The sequence below is a fragment of the Bradyrhizobium cosmicum genome (assembly GCF_007290395.2).
GTDB lineage: Bacteria > Pseudomonadota > Alphaproteobacteria > Rhizobiales > Xanthobacteraceae > Bradyrhizobium > Bradyrhizobium cosmicum.
Genome location: NZ_CP041656.2, coordinates 5,951,093 through 5,968,329, shown reverse-complemented (window position 1 = coordinate 5,968,329; position 17,237 = coordinate 5,951,093). Strand labels below are relative to the sequence as shown.

Below are 17,237 nucleotides of genomic sequence, written 5' to 3'. Positions count from 1 at the left end.
TTGCGTTGACGCCATCAACCCAGCCCGCCATGTTGCGCCCATGACTAAGACAACGCTTGATCTTACCGGGCTCAAGTGCCCGCTTCCGGCCTTGAAGACGCGCAAGGCGCTGAAACCATTGCAGCCCGGCGACCAACTCGAAGTGCACTGCACTGATCCCTTGTCGGTGATCGACATTCCGAACCTGATCCGGGAGACGGGCGATACGGTGGAGATCACCGAGCGCAACGAGGCGCGCATCGTGTTCTTGATAGAAAAAGCGAATGACTCGATAGAGCGAGCCAATGGTGCGCTGCATCCGTGAGCGCGTTACCTCGCTGATACCGACCTTTTGTCTATCGACATCGAACACAGCTTCTGCCCAGATTGACTTTCTCTGTGCAGGCGCGGAGGTTGAGTCTTGTCTGCGATACGCGGAACAACGGGCCACGCATGAAGCCTGCACGTCGTATCGGGGCATAGAGCCCCGCTCGAGGGGTTAGTGTTTCGAACGCGCGTGACGATCCTGGCGCGCGTCGGGTGACTGTGCGGAGCAGCAGGGACAACGGCTGCACTGCAAGGGCTGAGGACCAGGATAGTAGCGGCAGGCTGCTCAGAAGGGCGGCTGCAGGGGAGGAATGCATGGCTTCAATTGAGAGCGCTGGAGCACTTTCGGGTGCTGGCGCAGGTTTCCTTGATCGCGAGCGGACCATCGCGACCGCCGGCTTCAACCGCTGGCTGGTGCCGCCGGCGGCGCTGTGTATCCATCTCTGCATCGGCATGGCCTACGGCTTCTCGGTGTTCTGGCTGCCGCTGTCGCGCGCGATCGGTCTGAACGCGCCGAAGGCCTGCGGGGATATTTCGCTATTCCAGGAACTGTTCACGACCAGCTGCGACTGGAAGGTCGCCAGCATGGGCTGGATGTACACGCTGTTCTTCGTCTTGCTCGGTATCGCGGCCGCGGTCTGGGGCGGCTGGCTGGAGCGCGTCGGCCCGCGCAAGGCCGGCTTCGTCTCGGCGCTGTGCTGGTGCGGCGGTCTCTTCCTCGGGGCGATCGGGGTCTACACCCATCAGCTCTGGCTGTTGTGGCTGGGCTCGGGCGTGATCGGCGGCATCGGTCTCGGTCTCGGCTACATCTCGCCGGTGTCGACGCTGGTGAAATGGTTTCCGGATCGCCGCGGCATGGCGACCGGCATGGCCATCATGGGCTTCGGCGGTGGCGCCATGATCGGCGCGCCGCTTGCGAACCTGCTGATGAACTACTTCAAGACCCCGACCTCGGTCGGCGTCTGGGAGACCTTCGTCGCGATGGGCGTCATCTACTTCGTGTTCATGATGATCGGCGCGTTCCGCTATCGCCTGCCGCCGCCCGGCTGGCAGCCCGAGGGCTGGACCCCGCCGAACAAGGCCAACGCGATGATCTCGAAGGCCAACGTCCATCTCAACGACGCGCACAAGACGCCGCAGTTCTGGCTGATCTGGTGGGTGCTCTGCCTGAACGTGTCGGCGGGTATCGGCGTGATCGGCATGGCTTCGCCGATGCTGCAGGAGATCTTCGCCGGCAAGCTGATCGGACTGCCGGACGTCGGCTTCAACGCGCTCGATGCCGGGCAGAAGGCGCAGATCGCGGCGATCGCCGCGGGCTTTGCCGGATTGCTGTCGCTGTTCAACATCTTCGGCCGCTTCGCCTGGGCTTCGCTGTCGGACAAGATCGGGCGCAAGAACACCTACTACACCTTCTTCATCCTCGGCATCGTGCTCTACGCGCTGGCGCCGACCTTTGCGGCGATAGGCTCGAAGCTGCTGTTCGTGCTCGGCTTCGGCATCATCCTGTCGATGTATGGCGGCGGCTTCGCCACGGTGCCGGCCTATCTTGCCGACATGTTCGGGACCCAGTTTGTCGGCGCGATCCACGGAAGGCTGCTGACGGCATGGTCGACCGCAGGCATCATCGGCCCCGTCGTGGTCAACTACATCCGCGAGTTCCAGCTCGCGGCCGGTGTGCCGCGCGACCAGCTCTACAACACCACTATGTACATCCTGTGCGCGATGCTGATCGCAGGCCTGATCTGCAACTATTTGATCAAGCCGGTCGATCCGAAGTGGCACATGAAGGACGCCGATGTCGCCAAGCTGCAGGCGGCGAGCGCCAGCGCCGCTGCGGCGGGACCGCACGGCTCCTACGGCATCGGATTTGGCGGGCTTGACGCCAAGGCCGCTTTGTTCTGGGCCTTCGTCGGCATTCCCCTGCTCTGGGGCGTCTGGAAGACTCTGGAGAGCGCGGTCAAGATATTCTGACTGCAGTCCACATTGCCGCGGGATGTTGATGACCAGCGTCCCGCGGCGTTCGTCTTTCAAAATTGATCAAGAATGGATTGAGGGGGATCTCATGGTTCGCACCCGAATTAGCCTTGCTGCCGTGTTGCTCGTGGCCGGCCTTCATGCCGTCTCGGCGCAAACCGCGGCAACACCGACGGCACCTGCGGCGACGACCGACGCCAAGCCGGGCAAGATGAAGCTGACGATGCAGAAGCTCAAGGACATGAAGGCGAAGTGGTCGGCCAACAAGCCGAAGCTGAAAGCCTGTCGCGCCGACGTGAAGTCCAAGGGCCTCGCCGGCGACGACCGCTGGTTCTACATCGAAGAGTGCATGGGCAAGACCTGAGGCCGGGTTCCGTTTGTTTTTGCGTGAGGGGGCGTGGTGGTACGACCGCCTGCCCCTAAATCACGATAGAGACGTCCTAAATTTTCTTGCATCTGGCATACCAGAGACTAGAGTCGCGTCGATCGAGGGTTGATCTGAGGGACAGAGGCAATGCCGTTCCCGATGATCAAGCTTGGAAGTGCGCCTCGGAAGATGAGGGCGGTTCCGCTGGACTGCATCGGTTTTGAGGAGAACGCGACGTTTCCATGAGCAGCAACGACGACGTTCACAAGGTCAGGGAATTCGAACATCCGGGCGAAGGGCGCCGGCGCGCCAAGGCCACGCCCAAGGGGCGGCAGGTCGACCCGACCGCGGCCCACGAGATCGAGCAGCTGCTCGGCGACAGACCGCGGCGTCGCGACCTGCTGATCGAATATCTGCACCTGATCCAGGACAAGTATCACCAGATTTCGGCCGCGCATCTCGCTGCGCTCGCCGACGAGATGAAGCTCGCTTTCGCCGAGGTGTTCGAGACCGCGACCTTTTACGCGCATTTCGACGTGGTGAAGGAAGGCGAGCCAAGCATCCCGCCGCTGACCATCCGGATTTGCGATTCCCTCACCTGTGCGATGCTGGGCGGCGAACAGCTGCTGCAGGACTTGCAGAGCAGTGCGGGTCCCGGCATTCGCGTGGTGCGCGCGCCCTGCGTCGGACTGTGCGACGCCGCGCCGGTCGCGGAAGTCGGCCACCATTTCGTGCATCAGGCGACAGCCGCCGAAGTGCTGGCCACGGCAGAGCGCGGCGACGTCCATGCGCACCTTCCCGCCTATGTCGACTACGACGCCTATGTGAAGGACGGCGGATACAAGCTGCTGTCGAAGCTTCGCTCGGGGCAGATCACCCGGGACGAGATCCTCAAGCCTCTGGAGGATTCCAGCCTGCGCGGTCTCGGCGGCGCAGGCTTTCCGACAGGACGTAAATGGCGCGCGGTGCTTGGCGAACCCGGTCCACGGCTCATGGCGGTCAACGGCGACGAGGGCGAACCGGGCACCTTCAAGGATCGCCTCTACCTCAACAGCGACCCGCACCGTTTCCTCGAAGGCACCCTGATCGGCGCGCACATCGTGGAGGCGTCCGACGTCTACATCTACATCCGCGACGAATATCCGGCGGCGCGCGCCATCCTCGAGCGCGAGATCGCGAAATTGCCGGCGGGCGGACCGACGCTGCACATGCGTCGCGGCGCCGGCGCCTATATCTGCGGCGAGGAATCCTCGCTGCTCGAAAGCATCGAGGGCAAGCGCGGTCTGCCCAGGCACAAGCCACCTTATCCTTTCCAGTCCGGCCTGTTCGGTCTGCCGACGCTGATCAACAACATCGAGACGCTGTGGTGGGTGCGCGACATCGTCGAGAAGGGCGCCGACTGGTGGAACAGCCACGGTCGCCACGAACGCCACGGCCTGCGCAGCTTTTCGGTGTCGGGGCGCGTGAAAAATCCCGGGATGAAGCTGGCACCCGCCGGCATCACGGTGCGCGAGCTGATCGACGAATATTGCGATGGCATGGCCGACGGCCACCAGTTCTACGCTTACCTGCCGGGCGGCGCGTCAGGGGGCATCCTGCCGGCGTCGATGGACGACATCCCGCTCGATTTCGGCACGCTGGAGAAATACGGCTGCTTCATCGGTTCCGCGGCGATCGTGATCCTGTCGCAAAAGGACAGCGTGCGCGCGGCGGCGCTGAACCTGATGAAGTTCTTCGAAGACGAGAGTTGCGGTCAGTGCACGCCGTGCCGCGTCGGCACCCAGAAGGCGGCGCTGCTGATGCAGAAACCGGTCTGGAACCGCGCGCTTCTGGAAGAATTGAGCCAGGCGATGCGCGACGCCTCGATCTGCGGGCTTGGACAGGCGGCATCGAATCCCCTGGCCACCGTGATCAAATATTTCCCTGACGAGTTCAAGGAAGCGGCCGAATGACCAAGGTTACATTCGAACTCGACGGCAAGCAGGTCGAAGCCAATCCCGGCGAGACGATCTGGCAGGTCGCAATGCGCCAGGGCCGCGAGATCCCGCATCTGTGCTATTCGCCGGCGCCCGACTATCGCCCCGACGGCAATTGCCGCGCCTGCATGGTCGAGATCGAGGGTGAGCGCGTGCTGGCTGCGTCCTGCAAGCGCACGCCGTCGGTCGGCATGAAGGTGAAAACCGAGAGCGCGCGCGCCGTGTCGGCGCAAAAGATGGTGATGGAGCTGCTCGTCGCCGACCAGCCGGCGCGCGAGACCTCGCACGATCCGGACTCGAAATTCTGGCATTGGGCCGAGACGACAGGCGTCACCGAGAGCCGCTTCCCCGCCGCCGAGCGCTGGGCGACCGACGCCAGCCATCCGGCGATGCGCGTCAATCTCGATGCCTGCATCCAGTGCGGCCTGTGCGTGCGCGCCTGCCGCGAGGTTCAGGTCAACGACGTCATTGGCATGGCCTATCGCAACCACGGCTCGAAGATCGTGTTCGACTTCGACGATCCCATGGGCGAGTCCACTTGCGTTGCCTGCGGCGAATGCGTGCAGGCCTGCCCGACCGGCGCGTTGATGCCGGCCGTGATGCTCGACGAGAAGCAAACGCGTGTCACCTATGCCGACCGGAAGGTCGACTCGCTCTGCCCGTTCTGCGGCGTCGGCTGCCAGGTCACCTACGAGGTCAAGGACGAGAAGGTGATCTATGCTGAGGGCCGCGACGGCCCCGCCAATCACAATCGTCTCTGCGTCAAGGGCCGCTTCGGCTTCGACTACATCCACCACCCGCATCGGCTGACAAAGCCGCTGGTGCGGCTGCCGAATGCGAAGAAGGATTCCAACGACCAGGTCGATCCCGCCAATCCCTTCACCCATTTCCGCGAGGCGAGCTGGGAAGAGGCGCTCGACATCGCCGCAAAGGGTTTGGTCAAGATCCGCGACGAGAAGGGCGTGAAAGCGCTGGCCGGTTTCGGCTCGGCCAAGGGCTCCAATGAAGAGGCCTATCTGTTCCAGAAGCTGGTGCGCACCGGCTTCGGCTCCAACAATGTCGACCACTGCACCCGTCTGTGTCACGCCTCATCGGTGGCGGCGCTGTTCGAGGGGCTGAGCTCAGGCGCGGTGTCGGCGCCGTTTGCGGCCGCGATGGACGCCGAGGTCATCATCGTGATCGGCGCCAACCCGACTGTGAACCATCCCGTCGCTGCGACCTTCATCAAGAACGCCGTCAAGCAGAACGGTGCAAAACTGTTCGTGATGGATCCGCGCCGGCAGACGCTGTCGCGGCACGCGACCAGGCATCTGCAGTTCAAGCCGGGCTCCGACGTCGCCATGCTGAACGCCATGATCAACACGATCATCACCGAAGGCCTGACCGACGACCAGTACATCGCCGGCTACACCGAAGGGTTCGAGGACCTCAAGGAGAAGATCAAGGAGTTCACGCCGGAGAAGATGGAAGCGATCTGCGGCATCCCGGCACAGACGCTGCGCGAGGTCGCGCGGATCTATGCGCGCGCAAAGTCGTCGATCATCTTCTGGGGCATGGGCATCAGCCAGCACGTCCACGGCACCGACAATGCGCGCTGCCTGATCGCGCTCGCGCTGATCACCGGCCAGGTTGGCCGTCCCGGCACCGGCCTGCATCCGCTGCGCGGCCAGAACAACGTGCAGGGCGCCTCCGACGCCGGCCTGATCCCGATGTTCCTGCCGGATTATCAGCCCGTCAGCCGCGACGATTTGCGCGGGGCTTTTGAAAAGATGTGGGACCAGGATCTCGATCCCGTCCGCGGTCTCACCGTGGTCGAGATCATGAACGCGATCCATGCCGGCGAGATCAAGGGCATGTATATCGAGGGCGAGAACCCCGCGATGTCGGATCCCGATCTTCAGCATGCGCGGCAGGCGCTCGCCATGCTCGATCATCTCGTGGTGCAGGATCTCTTCGTCACCGAGACCGCGTTCCACGCCGACGTCATCCTGCCGGCCTCTGCCTTCGCGGAGAAGGAGGGCTCGTTCACCAACACGGATCGCCGCGTGCAGCTCGCGCGCCAGGTCGTCAAGCCGCCCGGCGATGCGCGGCAGGATCTCTGGATCATCCAGGAGATCGGCAAGCGCATGGGCCTGCCCTGGAATTATGCCGGTCCGGGCGATGTCTTCACCGAGATGGCAGAACTGATGCCGTCGCTGAAAAACATCACCTGGGAGCGGTTGGTGCGCGAAGGCGCCGTCACCTACCCCGTCGACGGTCCCGACGTGCCCGGCAACGAGATCATCTTCACCACGGGCTTCCCGACCGCCAGCGGTCGCGGCAAGATCGTGCCGGCCAAGGTCATTCCGCCCGACGAGGTGCCGGACGCCGAATATCCGATGGTGCTCTCGACCGGCCGCGTGCTCGAGCATTGGCACACCGGCTCGATGACGCGCCGCGCGCAAGTGCTCGACCAGATCGAGCCGGAGGCGGTCGCCTTCATGTCGCCGAAGGACATGCGAAAGAAGAAGCTCGCGCCGGGCGATTTCATCCGGCTCGAGACCCGCCGCGGCGCCGTCGAGGTCAAGGTCCGCTCCGACCGCGACGTGCCGGAGAACATGGTGTTCATGCCGTTCTGCTACGCGGAGGCGGCGGCGAACCTGCTCACGAACCCGGCGCTCGATCCGTTCGGCAAGATCCCGGAGTTCAAATTCTGCGCGGCGAGAGCCGAGCGGGCCGAGATGCGGGACGCGGCGGAGTAGCACTCCGTCGTCATTGCGAGCGAAGCGAAGCAATCCAGACTGTCTCCGCGGTGGGTTTCTGGATTGCTTCGTCGCTTCGCTCCTCGCAACGACGGTGGTAAACACCGTTCATGTCCAAAGTCACCCCAGCCACGCGCGCGCTCGATGCCGCCGGAGTCTCCTTCTCCGTTCACACATACGACTACGACCCTGATGCCGAGAGCATCGGGCTCCAGGCGGCGGCCGCGCTCGGCGAGGACCCGGCGCGCGTCCTGAAGACGCTGATGGCGCTGGTGGACGGCAAGCCGGTCTGCGTCGTCGTTCCGTCCGACCAGGAAGTCTCGATGAAGAAGCTTGCCGCTGCTGCCGGCGGAAGGTCCGCACAGATGATGAAGCCGCCCGAAGCCGAGCGCGTCACCGGCTACAAGGTTGGCGGCATCAGCCCGTTCGGGCAGCGCAAGCTTGTGCGCACTGTGATCGAGCAGAGCGCGCTCGCGCATGACCAGGTCTTTCTCAACGGTGGCCAGCGCGGCTTGCAGGTGCGGCTCAAGCCCACCGACGTGCGGGATGTCCTGAAAACGGTCGTGGCGGATGTGCTCGCCTGAAGAAGCTTGATGGCGAGTTGCGATTGTCTCGATCGCGCTCTCGGTGCCCGGCGCGGTGAGGGGCTGATTCCTTAGCCAAGTCACTCAGTCGGCAAGCGTGGTTTGATTCCCTCGAACATCGGCCCGTGTCTGGTCGCTGTCGCACCATCCCACAACATCGGTCGGGACTTGAGTTCACGCGCGGGGTCTGTATAGGTCTACGACAGAAATAGAATATCGTTCTATCTAACAGAACAAAAAAGTCCGAGGGACGAAACGATGGAATCCCAACGCGTCCACCCAAACGCTGATCCGCCGGTGACGTACACACAAGAGGCGATCTTCGAAGGCTTCAAGGCGATCCCGGAATTGCTGGCGCGCGATGCCTCGCTGATCGCGCGCGGCCGCTGGCTCGACGTCGATTGCCTGCTCGGGCCGACCACGCAGCCGTTTCATGTCGCGATCCGCGCCGGACAGATTGTCGACATGACGCCTGCGCCGGTCCTGATGCGATCCTGGCGTTTCGCATATCGCGCGACGCCGGCCGCATTCGCCGCCTATTGGCAGGCAATGCCGCCGGCCGGCTGGCATGATTTGCTGGCGTTGACCAAGCGCGGGCAGGCGAGCCTCGAAGGCGATCTGCATCCCTTCATGGCGCATCTTCAATACTTCAAGGATTTGCTCGCCTTGCCCCGCCAAAGCGGCTTTGGGGGCGCGTCATGAGCGGCATCATCGAACCGATCGTCGGCCGTTACGTACACGTCGAGATCGACGGCGAGATCAACCGGATCTATTTCGAGGAGAACGGCAGCGGCATTCCGCTGGTCTGTTTGCACACGGCAGGTTCCGACGCCCGGCAGTGGCGCCATCTGCTCGCGGATGAGGAGTTCACAAAAAACTTCCGCGTCATCGCCTTCGACATGCCTTGGCACGGCAAGTCCAATCCGCCCGATAGCCAATATGGCAGCGAATATCGCCTGACCACCGCGAGTTACACCGCAACCATCCGCGCCTTCTGCAAGGCGCTCAAGCTGGAGCGGCCGGTGGTGATGGGCTGCTCGATCGGTGGCCGCATCGTGCTCAATCTTGCTATCGAACATGCGCGTGAATTTCGCGCGCTGATCGGGCTTGAGTCAGCGGACTTCCAGCAGCCCTGGTACGACACGGCCTGGCTCAACCGCCCTGACATTCACGGCGGCGAGGTCTGCGCGGCGCTGGTCTCCGGGCTGATCGCGCCGAATGGTCCCGATGCCTCACGTAACGAGACGCTGTGGGGCTACAAGCAGGGCGGCCCCGGCATCTTCAAAGGCGACCTCTATTTCTACCGGGTCGATGGCGATCTGCGCGGACGCACCAGCGCTATCGAAGTCGACCAGTGCCCGCTTTATCTCTTGACCGGTGAGTACGATTTTTCCTGCACGCCGGAGGACACGCTACGCACCGCTGCCGGCATCCCCGGTGCCAAGGTGACCGTGATGGACCGGCTCGGCCATTTTCCGATGAGTGAGAACCCGGCGCAGTTCCGTCGCTACATCGGGCCGGTGCTGCAAGAAATCCTAGGCAAGCAAAATTGGTAAAAGGGAGGCGTATGTTATGAAGTTGCGTTGGATGATGGCGGCCGTTCTGGCCGTCCAGACGGGCACCGTGTTTGCGGCGGACAATGTGATCAGGATCGGCGTGCTCAACGACCAGTCCGGCGTGTTCGCCGACAATGGCGGGCGCGGCTCGGTCGCCGCGGCAAAGCTCGCAGCGGAAGACTTTGGCAACGAACTGCTCGGCAAGAAGATCGAGATCATCTCGGCTGATCACCAGAACAAGCCGGACATTGCCTCGGCCACCGCGCGAAAATGGTTCGACAATGAGGGTGTCGACATGATCGCGGACGGCGCGGCCTCCTCGGCAGGTTTTGCCATCCTGGAGGTCGCCAAGCAGAAGAACAGGATCTTTGTGATCTCGGGTCCCGGCTCGTCCGATTTCACCGGAAAGTCCTGCTCGCCCGTCAGCTTTCACTTCAACTACGACACCTACGCGCTGTCGAAGCTGACTAGCGATGCGATCACGCGTGCCGGCGGCAAGACCTGGTATTTCGTCACGGCCGACTACGCATTCGGCCACGCGCTCCAGCGTGACGCCACCAAATTCATCGAAGCGGCGGGCGGCAAGGTGATTGGCTCGGCCGCGCATCCGCTCGGCACCGCCGACTTCGCTTCGTTCCTGTTGCAGGCGCAGGGCTCGAAAGCCGACGTGGTCGGGCTCGCGACCTCGGGCGCGGACGTGCAAACCGCAATCAAGCAGGCCGGCGAGTTCGGCGTCGTCGAGGGCGGCCAGAAGCTCGCCGGTCTCCTCGTCTTCATCACTGACGTGGATTCGCTGGGACTGAAGGTTACCCAGGGCCTGCAGGTGACGACCTCGTTCTATTGGGATCTCAACGAGGAGACCCGCGCCTGGTCGAAGCGCTATGCGGCACTGATGAACGGCAAGGTCGCGAGCATGGTGCAGGCCGGCGTCTATAGCGGCGTCCATCACTATCTCGCCGCCGTTAAGGCCGCGGGCACCACGGATGCGACGGTCGTCGCTGCAAAGATGCACGAGATGAAGGTCAACGACGCCTACAACAAGGACGTTGCGATCCGTCCTGACGGGCGCGTGCTGCACACGATGTATCTGGTGCAGGTGAAGAAGCCGGAGGAGTCCAAATACAAGTACGACTACTACAAGGTCGTCAGTTCCAAGCCGGGCGAAGAGGTGTTCCGGCCGATGAGCGAAGGCGGTTGTCCGCTTGTGAAGTAAACAGAGTCGACCGGACGGGCACTCGTGCCCGTCCGGCGGCGAGATTTTCGAGGAGAATACGGAATGTCTGGTGTGATCGGGTTCATCGGTCTCGGCGTCATGGGCGAGCCGATCTGCCGCAATCTGTTGCGCAAGAGCGGACGGGCGATGGTTGCGTTCGACCTCGCCGCGGAGCCCTTGGCGCGGATCGTGGCCGATGGTGCGACAGCGGCGAAGTCGGTCGAAGATCTGGTCGGCGGCAGCGAAACAATCTTTCTTTGCCTACCCAGCGCCAAACACGTGATGTCGGTATTCTCCGGCATCCTGCCGGCGATCAGGAGCGGCCAGACCGTGATCGATCTCGGCACCTCCGACGTCGGCCTGACGCGGTCCTTCGCCAAGCAGCTCGCGGACAAGGGCGCGCTCTGGATCGATGCGCCGATCGCGCGCACCCGTCAGGCAGCGCAGGACGGCACGCTTAGCGTCATGGTCGGCGCGACACCCGAGCAATTTTCGAAGGTCGAGCCGCTGATCCGGCATTTCGCCACCGACGTCACTCTTTGCGGCGGCACCGGGGCGGGGCAGGTGACGAAGATCCTCAACAACATGGTGCTGTTCGAGACGGTGAACGCGCTGGCCGAGGCCGTCGCGATCGCCAAGCACAGCGGCGTCGAGCCGAAGCTGTTGCTGGAGACGCTGTCCAAGGGCTCGGCGGACAGTTTTGCACTCCGCAACCACGGCTTGAAGGCGATCGTCGCTCAGGAGTTTCCGCTGCGCGCCTTCTCGACCGAATACGCGATGAAGGATCTGTCCTACGCACTGGAGCTGGGTGCCCAAGCCGGGCTGAATTTGCGCGGCGCAACGCTGATGCGCGAGATCTTCGAGGAGACGATCGACAAGGGCATGGGCGATGCGTACTTTCCGATCATCGCCAAACTGATCGATCCCTCCGGATTCCCAGATTAGGAGACTGTATGCCTTCGCCCGGTGTCGCCGCCGTCGACCGTGCCTTGACCATCCTCGCGGCCTTCGAGGATGCGCCGGAGCCGATGACGCTGGCCGAGCTCGCGCGTCGCACCAAGATGTACAAGAGCACGCTGCTGCGGCTGATGACCTCGCTCCAGGAGTTCGGCTATCTCGTTCAGCTCGCCGACGGCCGTTACCATCTCGGCCCGACGCCGTTCCGGCTCGGCGCGATCTACCAACGCAGCAACAGTCTGCATGATCGCGTCATGCCGCTGCTGCGCCAGCTCGTGGCCGACGGGACCGAAAGCCCGTCGTACCATGTGCGGCACGATTCCAGGCGCAGGCTGTGTGTCTTTCGCGTCGATTCCCAGCATTCGACGCTCGACCGGGTCGAGGCGGGCGCTCTGCTGCCACTCGACCGGGGAGCGGCCGGCCGGGTCATTCTGGCCTTCGACGGCGAAAAGGGCGACGCCTATGACGAGATCCGCGAGGGGTGCATTGCCGTGTCGTTCGGTGAGCGCGATCCGGATTGCGCCGGGCTGGCCTGTCCGGTGTTCGGTCCCGGCGGAAAATGCGTTGGGGCGTTGTCGCTCTCGGGCCCGAAGCCGCGCTTCACGGGGGATACCATCAAGACGATGACATCGCTGCTGCTGAAGGCCGCCATCCGCCTGACGCGTGCGCTGGGCGGGCCGACCGACCTGCTCGACGCTGCCCTCGCAGCCTCGGTCGATGATGCGCGTCCTGCGCGGCGGGCGCGGCGATAAGCGGTCTACTGCTTCTGCAGCAGCTTCAGCCGGCAGCGCAGCGCTTCGCGAATATGCGCGCGCGCGAGCTGTTCGGCCTTGTCGCCATCGCGCGCTGCAATGGCCTCGATGATGGCCTCATGCTCGCCGTGGCTTGTCGAGGGGCGTCCCGTCACGGTGAAGGTGGTAGGGCCGAGCAGGGCGATCCAGTCCTGCAATTCGCGAGAGGCGTTATCCAGATAGCGGTTGCGCGCCGCGCGGCAGATGGCCTCGTGGAAGACGCGGTTGAGCCTCGCCATCTCGGCCGCATCGGTCTCGGAGGCCTCGACAAAAGCCTGCTCGATATCCCTGAACGCGTCGATCTCCGTCGCCGAGGCGTGTTCGGCGGCGAGGCGCGCGGAGGCGCCCTCCATGATCTCGCGCATGGCGTAAAGCTCGAGCACCTCGGAAATATCGAGGTTGCGCACGATCACCCCGCGGCCACCGGCGGGCTCAACGAAGCCGCGGGCCGCGAGCCGGCCCAAGGCTTCTCGAACCGGCGTGCGGCTGACCTTCAGCCGCTGCGCGACCTCTTCCTCGCGCAGGCGGTCGCCGGCGCGGTAGCTGCCGGCCTGAAGCGCTTCGCAGAGCGAGCGGAACACCACTTCTCCCAGCGCCACGCCGCCGCCACGTGCGATTGATCCGCCTGCCTTTGCCGGGCGTCTGGCCATGTGTCCTCTTGGGCTGCCAAGCGCATTCTGCCTATGCACAGATTGCTGCTTGCGCCAGATCTGTATATCTTTGTATACAAACGTGCGCAATGGCGGTTCGGTTGACCGGAGCCGTCGGCGGGCAGAATGTCTCTAACTCTTCGTCGCATTGGGCAGACGGCATGAGCAGCAAATACGACGTGCTGGTGATCGGCGGCGGCAACGCGGCGTTGTGCGCGGCGATTTCGGCGCGCCGCGGCGGCGCCTCGGTGCTCGTGCTCGAAGGCGCGCCGAAGTTCTATCGTGGCGGCAACACCCGCCATACTCGCAACATGCGCTGCGCTCACGACGCCGCGACCGAGATCCTGACCGGCCCCTATACCGAAGAGGAGTTTTGGGAGGATCTGCTGCGCGTGACTGGCGGGAAGACCGACGAGGTGCTCGCCCGTCACATGATCCGGGAGTCCAAGGATATCCTGAACTGGATCGTGGAGCAGGGTGTACGCTGGCAACCCTCGCTCGGCGGAACACTGAGCCTCGGCCGCACCAACTCCTTCTTCCTCGGCGGCGGCCGGGCGATGCTGAACGCATTATATTTGACCGCGGAGCGGCTCGGCGTCGACGTCGAGTACGACGCCGAGGTCACCGATCTCGTGATCGAGGACGGCATGTTCCTTGCCGCGCGCCTCAAGCGGCCGATCAACGGCGAGACCGAGATTCGCGCGACGTCGCTGGTCGCCGCGGCCGGCGGGTTCGAGGCCAACATCGAATGGCTGAAGCAATATTGGGGCGAGGCCGCCGACAACTTCCTGATCCGCGGCACGCCCTATAACCGCGGCTCGGTCCTGAAAATGCTGCTCGACAAGGGTGTGCAGGAGGTCGGCGACCCCACGCAGTGTCATGCGGTGGCGATCGACGCCCGCGCGCCGAAATTCGACGGCGGCATCATCACGCGCCATGACTCCGTCGTGTTCGGTATCGTCGTCAACAAGCACTCCCAGCGCTTCTATGACGAGGGCGAGGACATCTGGCCGAAGCGTTACGCGATCTGGGGTCGGCTGGTCGCCGCGCAGCCCGATCAGATCGCCTACATCATCTTCGATTCGACCGTTGTTACGAGCTTCATGCCGACGCTGTTTCCGCCGATTGCGGGGCAGACGGTCGCCGAACTCGCTGGCAAGCTGGAACTCGATCCGGTTGCGCTGGAGAAAACCATCACCGAATTCAACGCTGCGGTGCGCCCCGGTACGTTCGATCACACGGTCCTGGACGATTGCGTCACTGAGGGTATCACGCCGGCCAAGACCCACTGGGCGCGGCGTATCGAGACGCCGCCTTATCTCGCCTATCCGGTCCGGCCCGGCATCACCTTCACCTATCTCGGCACGCGCGTGAACAAGGAATCGCGCATGCTGATGGCTGACGGCAGGCCGTCGGCCAACATGTTCGCGGCCGGAGAGATCATGGCGGGCAATGTGCTCGGCAAGGGCTACGCGGCCGGCATGGGCATGACCATCGGCAGCGTGTTCGGGCGGATCGCAGGACGGGAAGCGGCGAAACATGCACGGAACTAGGATTCTGGACGAAGCCGACCGTCTGATGACGGTCTGCAATTCCTGCCGCTATTGCGAGGGACTCTGCGCGGTGTTCCCGGCCATGGAGATGCGCCGCGCCTTTTCCGACGGCGACCTCAACTATCTCGCCAATCTCTGTCATTCCTGCGGCGCCTGCTACGTCGACTGCCAGTTCTCGCCGCCGCACGAGTTCAACGTCAACGTCCCGCGGACGCTGGCGGTAGCGCGAGCCGAGTCCTACGCGGCCTATGCGTGGCCGCAGGCGCTGTCCGGCGCCTTCACCCGCAACGGTCTCGTCATCAGCATCGTCGCTGCGCTCAGCATGGCGGCCTTCATCCTCGGCTTTGTCGCCTTGAACGACCGCGCCGTGCTGTTCGGCGTGCACACCGGCCCCGGCGCCTTCTACAGGCTGTTGCCGCACAATGCGATGGCCGCCTTGTTCAGCGCCGCCTTCCTCTACGCGATCTTCGCGCTGGTGATGAGCGTGCGCGCGTTCTGGCGCGACATCGGCACGCCGATCGGCGGTCGCGCCGACGGCGGCTCGATCTTTCAAGCGATCCGCGATGCGGGCGAGCTACGCTATCTCCATGGCGGGGGCGTCGGCTGCTACAACGAGGACGAGAAGCCGACCGACCGGCGCAAGCTATATCATCACCTGACGTTCTATGGCTTCCTGCTGTGCTTTGCCGCCACCTCGGTCGCTACGCTGTATCACTATCTGCTCGCCCGCGAAGCGCCGTATCCCTGGTGGGACCTGCCCGTCGTGTTGGGCACGCTCGGCGGCATCGGCCTTATCGTCGGCCCGATCGGTCTGTTCATCGCAAAGTCACGCCGTGCGCCTGAACTGCTCGACGCGCAGCGTTACGGCATGGATGTCGGCTTCATCGCCATGCTGTTCCTGACCGGTCTCACCGGCATGCTGCTTCTGCTCCTGCGCGAGACGGCGGCCATGGGGCCGCTGCTGGCGCTGCATCTCGGCGCCGTGTTCGCGCTGTTCATCACCATGCCCTACGGCAAGTTCGTCCATGGCATCTATCGCTTCGCGGCCCTGGTGCGCTATGCGCAGGAGCGGCGCGGCGAAGCCGGCTCTTGAGGGGCGTGCGGGGCTGACGTATCTCTTGGGCCATTCGCGCGATGCGCGAATCGCTTGGGGAGCCCGCGCTCATGTACATGTTTCTGCCGTTTCTGTTGGCGCTTGCAGCCTGTAGCTGCGTCTGGCGTTCGCGCGCGGGGCTGAGCTACGCGCTCTGGAGCGCAACGACCGTCGTTACGGTCGCATGGTTCTTCCACCACGCGACCGATCCGCTGAAGTTTTCGTTCTGACGAGATGAGCACTTCACAGATGAGCGAACAACGATCGGTCGGGGCGAGCCTGAACATGCTGGGGCTGCTCGGGATCTCGCTGATCCTGACTGTCGCGTTCTATTATCAGCTTGCGCTGGGCGAGTTGCCCTGTCCGCTTTGCCTGCTGCAACGGGCCGGCTTCGCCGCGATCGGCATGGGTTTCTTGTTCAACTTGCGCCTCGGCGAGCGCGGCTCGCACTACGCGATGATCCTCATCGCCAGTCTCGTCACCGGATTCATCGCGATCCGGCAGGTGTCGCTGCATCTTGCGCCCGGAGATCCCGGGTACGGCACGATGCTGCTGGGGCTGCATTTCTATACTTGGGCGTTGATTGCGGCGATCGGGGTCGTCTGCTACGTCGCGCTTGTCCTTGTGATAAAGGATGTCACCGGCGCGCGAGATGGCGATACTGCCTTCAACGGGCTTGCATCGAATGCGACATTCGCGATCTTCGTGCTGCTGGTTGCCTTAAATCTCCTGTCGACCGTACTTGAGTGTGGCGCGGGTCAATGCGACGACAACCCGGTCCGTTATCTCCTGCTCAGGTAGCCGAAACTGCGCGAAAGTGGCCATCGCGCAGGAAAGCGATCGTCTGTTCGATCGCAACAGCGTGACGTGGAAGTCCGGTATGGGAGGCTTTCACGACGATGTGGTCGGTCATGCCGGCAAGCATCGCACTTTGTACGGATACTCGTCCGTCGTTCGGCTTCGGGAGAACGAAGAGGCCGGCGATGGGGTCAATGAAACGGTTTCCTGCGATCACGCCGACGGGATAGTCCACGGCGGTCGCGGCGTTAGATCGGCTTGCGGTCGTGAGTTCGCACCCGGCAGGTCCGTAGAATGAACCATAGGGCCAAGATCCGCTCAGAAGATCGGCGACCTCGCTGCCGCCGTTCGGCGTGCCGAGCATCACGACGCGGGCAAGCCTGCCTGGCCGGTATTTCGCGATATAGGCGCGCGTCACCAGACCACCCATAGAATGGGCCACGAAATGCAGCGGCGCACCACGTTCGGCGAATCGGGCGATCGCCGGGTGGATATCGTCCGCAAGGGCCGCGATCGGTTTGGTGCGACTGGCGTAGTCGATGTTGAGCGTGGCGAAGCCACTCGCCTGGAGCGACCGCTCGAGGCCTTTCAGGGATGCCGAGGTGCGCGCGATGCCGTGGAGCAGAACCACGCCAGGGCATCGCGCGCCAACCGAATTCGGCGCCTCGCGCATCGTAC

Annotated in this window: 17 protein-coding genes; 15 read left to right on the top strand and 2 right to left on the bottom strand. The window is 63.8% G+C overall.

Going from position 1 to position 17,237, the window contains the following annotated elements; translation table 11 throughout:
• Nucleotides 1-40: 40 nt before the first annotated feature.
• From FNV92_RS28525 to FNV92_RS28475, 11 genes are all read left to right on the top strand, one after another.
• Nucleotides 41-304: a sulfurtransferase TusA family protein gene (locus tag FNV92_RS28525; protein ID WP_143843614.1), complete on the top strand. Its 264-nt coding sequence runs from the start codon at nt 41-43 to the stop codon at nt 302-304.
• 317 nt (nt 305-621) lie between these two features.
• Complete coding sequence (locus FNV92_RS28520) at nt 622-2,277, top strand: OFA family MFS transporter (RefSeq protein WP_143843615.1); 1,656 nt, start codon at nt 622-624, stop codon at nt 2,275-2,277.
• Nucleotides 2,278-2,368: 91 nt separating this feature from the next.
• Complete coding sequence (locus FNV92_RS28515; protein WP_143843616.1) at nt 2,369-2,644, top strand: hypothetical protein; 276 nt, start codon at nt 2,369-2,371, stop codon at nt 2,642-2,644.
• A gap of 245 nt (nt 2,645-2,889) precedes the next feature.
• Nucleotides 2,890-4,599, top strand: a complete 1,710-nt coding sequence (locus FNV92_RS28510; RefSeq protein ID WP_143843617.1) for an NADH-ubiquinone oxidoreductase-F iron-sulfur binding region domain-containing protein — start codon at nt 2,890-2,892, stop codon at nt 4,597-4,599.
• Entirely contained in the window at nt 4,596-7,364 is a 2,769-nt protein-coding gene (fdhF, locus tag FNV92_RS28505; protein WP_143843618.1) for a formate dehydrogenase subunit alpha, read from the top strand. Before FNV92_RS28510 ends, fdhF begins: the two co-directional genes overlap by 4 nt.
• 110 nt (nt 7,365-7,474) lie before the next feature.
• Nucleotides 7,475-7,948: a Cys-tRNA(Pro) deacylase gene (ybaK, locus tag FNV92_RS28500; RefSeq protein WP_143843619.1), complete on the top strand. Its 474-nt coding sequence runs from the start codon at nt 7,475-7,477 to the stop codon at nt 7,946-7,948.
• A 297-nt stretch (nt 7,949-8,245) separates the two neighbouring features.
• A complete protein-coding gene (locus tag FNV92_RS28495; protein WP_244623615.1) occupies nt 8,246-8,650 on the top strand; it encodes a hypothetical protein in 405 nt (134 codons plus the stop codon).
• The gene (locus FNV92_RS28490; protein ID WP_143843621.1) at nt 8,647-9,504 is read left to right on the top strand and encodes an alpha/beta fold hydrolase; all 858 of its coding nucleotides are present in this window, start codon (nt 8,647-8,649) and stop codon (nt 9,502-9,504) included. The genes FNV92_RS28495 and FNV92_RS28490 overlap by 4 nt, the downstream gene beginning before the upstream one ends.
• Before the next feature lie 16 nt (nt 9,505-9,520).
• Nucleotides 9,521-10,717, top strand: coding sequence for an ABC transporter substrate-binding protein (locus FNV92_RS28485; protein WP_143843622.1), 1,197 nt, complete (start codon nt 9,521-9,523; stop codon nt 10,715-10,717).
• 63 nt (nt 10,718-10,780) lie between these two features.
• A complete protein-coding gene (locus tag FNV92_RS28480) occupies nt 10,781-11,662 on the top strand; it encodes an NAD(P)-dependent oxidoreductase (protein WP_143843623.1) in 882 nt (293 codons plus the stop codon).
• An 8-nt stretch (nt 11,663-11,670) separates the two neighbouring features.
• The gene (locus tag FNV92_RS28475; protein WP_143843624.1) at nt 11,671-12,426 is read left to right on the top strand and encodes an IclR family transcriptional regulator; all 756 of its coding nucleotides are present in this window, start codon (nt 11,671-11,673) and stop codon (nt 12,424-12,426) included.
• A gap of 5 nt (nt 12,427-12,431) precedes the next feature.
• Here FNV92_RS28475 and FNV92_RS28470 read toward each other — a convergent pair whose 3' ends face one another.
• Complete coding sequence (locus FNV92_RS28470) at nt 12,432-13,115, bottom strand: GntR family transcriptional regulator (protein WP_143843625.1); 684 nt, start codon at nt 13,113-13,115, stop codon at nt 12,432-12,434.
• A gap of 161 nt (nt 13,116-13,276) precedes the next feature.
• Between FNV92_RS28470 and tcuA the strand changes: the two genes are divergently transcribed.
• From tcuA to FNV92_RS28450, 4 genes are all read left to right on the top strand, one after another.
• The gene (tcuA, locus tag FNV92_RS28465) at nt 13,277-14,668 is read left to right on the top strand and encodes an FAD-dependent tricarballylate dehydrogenase TcuA (RefSeq protein ID WP_143843626.1); all 1,392 of its coding nucleotides are present in this window, start codon (nt 13,277-13,279) and stop codon (nt 14,666-14,668) included.
• Complete coding sequence (tcuB, locus tag FNV92_RS28460; RefSeq protein WP_143843627.1) at nt 14,655-15,761, top strand: tricarballylate utilization 4Fe-4S protein TcuB; 1,107 nt, start codon at nt 14,655-14,657, stop codon at nt 15,759-15,761. The genes tcuA and tcuB overlap by 14 nt, the downstream gene beginning before the upstream one ends.
• A gap of 71 nt (nt 15,762-15,832) precedes the next feature.
• The gene (locus FNV92_RS28455; protein ID WP_041749040.1) at nt 15,833-15,991 is read left to right on the top strand and encodes a DUF5993 family protein; all 159 of its coding nucleotides are present in this window, start codon (nt 15,833-15,835) and stop codon (nt 15,989-15,991) included.
• Between the two features lie 19 nt (nt 15,992-16,010).
• Nucleotides 16,011-16,562, top strand: a complete 552-nt coding sequence (locus tag FNV92_RS28450) for a disulfide bond formation protein B (protein WP_143843628.1) — start codon at nt 16,011-16,013, stop codon at nt 16,560-16,562.
• Here FNV92_RS28450 and FNV92_RS28445 read toward each other — a convergent pair.
• Entirely contained in the window at nt 16,555-17,232 is a 678-nt protein-coding gene (locus tag FNV92_RS28445) for an esterase/lipase family protein (RefSeq protein WP_143843629.1), read from the bottom strand. The two genes, FNV92_RS28450 and FNV92_RS28445, sit on opposite strands and share 8 nt — an antisense overlap.
• Nucleotides 17,233-17,237 lie beyond the last annotated feature (5 nt).

Bases quoted from the DNA above. Each gene is read 5' to 3' on its own strand.
- FNV92_RS28525 (WP_143843614.1), top strand. From the start codon at position 41: ATGACTAAGACAACGCTTGATCTTACCGGGCTCAAGTGCCCGCTTCCG.
- FNV92_RS28520 (WP_143843615.1), top strand. From the start codon at position 622: ATGGCTTCAATTGAGAGCGCTGGAGCACTTTCGGGTGCTGGCGCAGGT.
- FNV92_RS28515 (WP_143843616.1), top strand. From the start codon at position 2,369: ATGGTTCGCACCCGAATTAGCCTTGCTGCCGTGTTGCTCGTGGCCGGC.
- FNV92_RS28510 (WP_143843617.1), top strand. From the start codon at position 2,890: ATGAGCAGCAACGACGACGTTCACAAGGTCAGGGAATTCGAACATCCG.
- fdhF (WP_143843618.1), top strand. From the start codon at position 4,596: ATGACCAAGGTTACATTCGAACTCGACGGCAAGCAGGTCGAAGCCAAT.
- ybaK (WP_143843619.1), top strand. From the start codon at position 7,475: ATGTCCAAAGTCACCCCAGCCACGCGCGCGCTCGATGCCGCCGGAGTC.
- FNV92_RS28490 (WP_143843621.1), top strand. From the start codon at position 8,647: ATGAGCGGCATCATCGAACCGATCGTCGGCCGTTACGTACACGTCGAG.
- FNV92_RS28485 (WP_143843622.1), top strand. From the start codon at position 9,521: ATGAAGTTGCGTTGGATGATGGCGGCCGTTCTGGCCGTCCAGACGGGC.
- FNV92_RS28480 (WP_143843623.1), top strand. From the start codon at position 10,781: ATGTCTGGTGTGATCGGGTTCATCGGTCTCGGCGTCATGGGCGAGCCG.
- FNV92_RS28475 (WP_143843624.1), top strand. From the start codon at position 11,671: ATGCCTTCGCCCGGTGTCGCCGCCGTCGACCGTGCCTTGACCATCCTC.
- FNV92_RS28470 (WP_143843625.1), bottom strand. From the start codon at position 13,115: ATGGCCAGACGCCCGGCAAAGGCAGGCGGATCAATCGCACGTGGCGGC.
- tcuA (WP_143843626.1), top strand. From the start codon at position 13,277: ATGAGCAGCAAATACGACGTGCTGGTGATCGGCGGCGGCAACGCGGCG.
- tcuB (WP_143843627.1), top strand. From the start codon at position 14,655: ATGCACGGAACTAGGATTCTGGACGAAGCCGACCGTCTGATGACGGTC.
- FNV92_RS28455 (WP_041749040.1), top strand. From the start codon at position 15,833: ATGTACATGTTTCTGCCGTTTCTGTTGGCGCTTGCAGCCTGTAGCTGC.
- FNV92_RS28450 (WP_143843628.1), top strand. From the start codon at position 16,011: ATGAGCGAACAACGATCGGTCGGGGCGAGCCTGAACATGCTGGGGCTG.
- FNV92_RS28445 (WP_143843629.1), bottom strand. From the start codon at position 17,232: ATGCGCGAGGCGCCGAATTCGGTTGGCGCGCGATGCCCTGGCGTGGTT.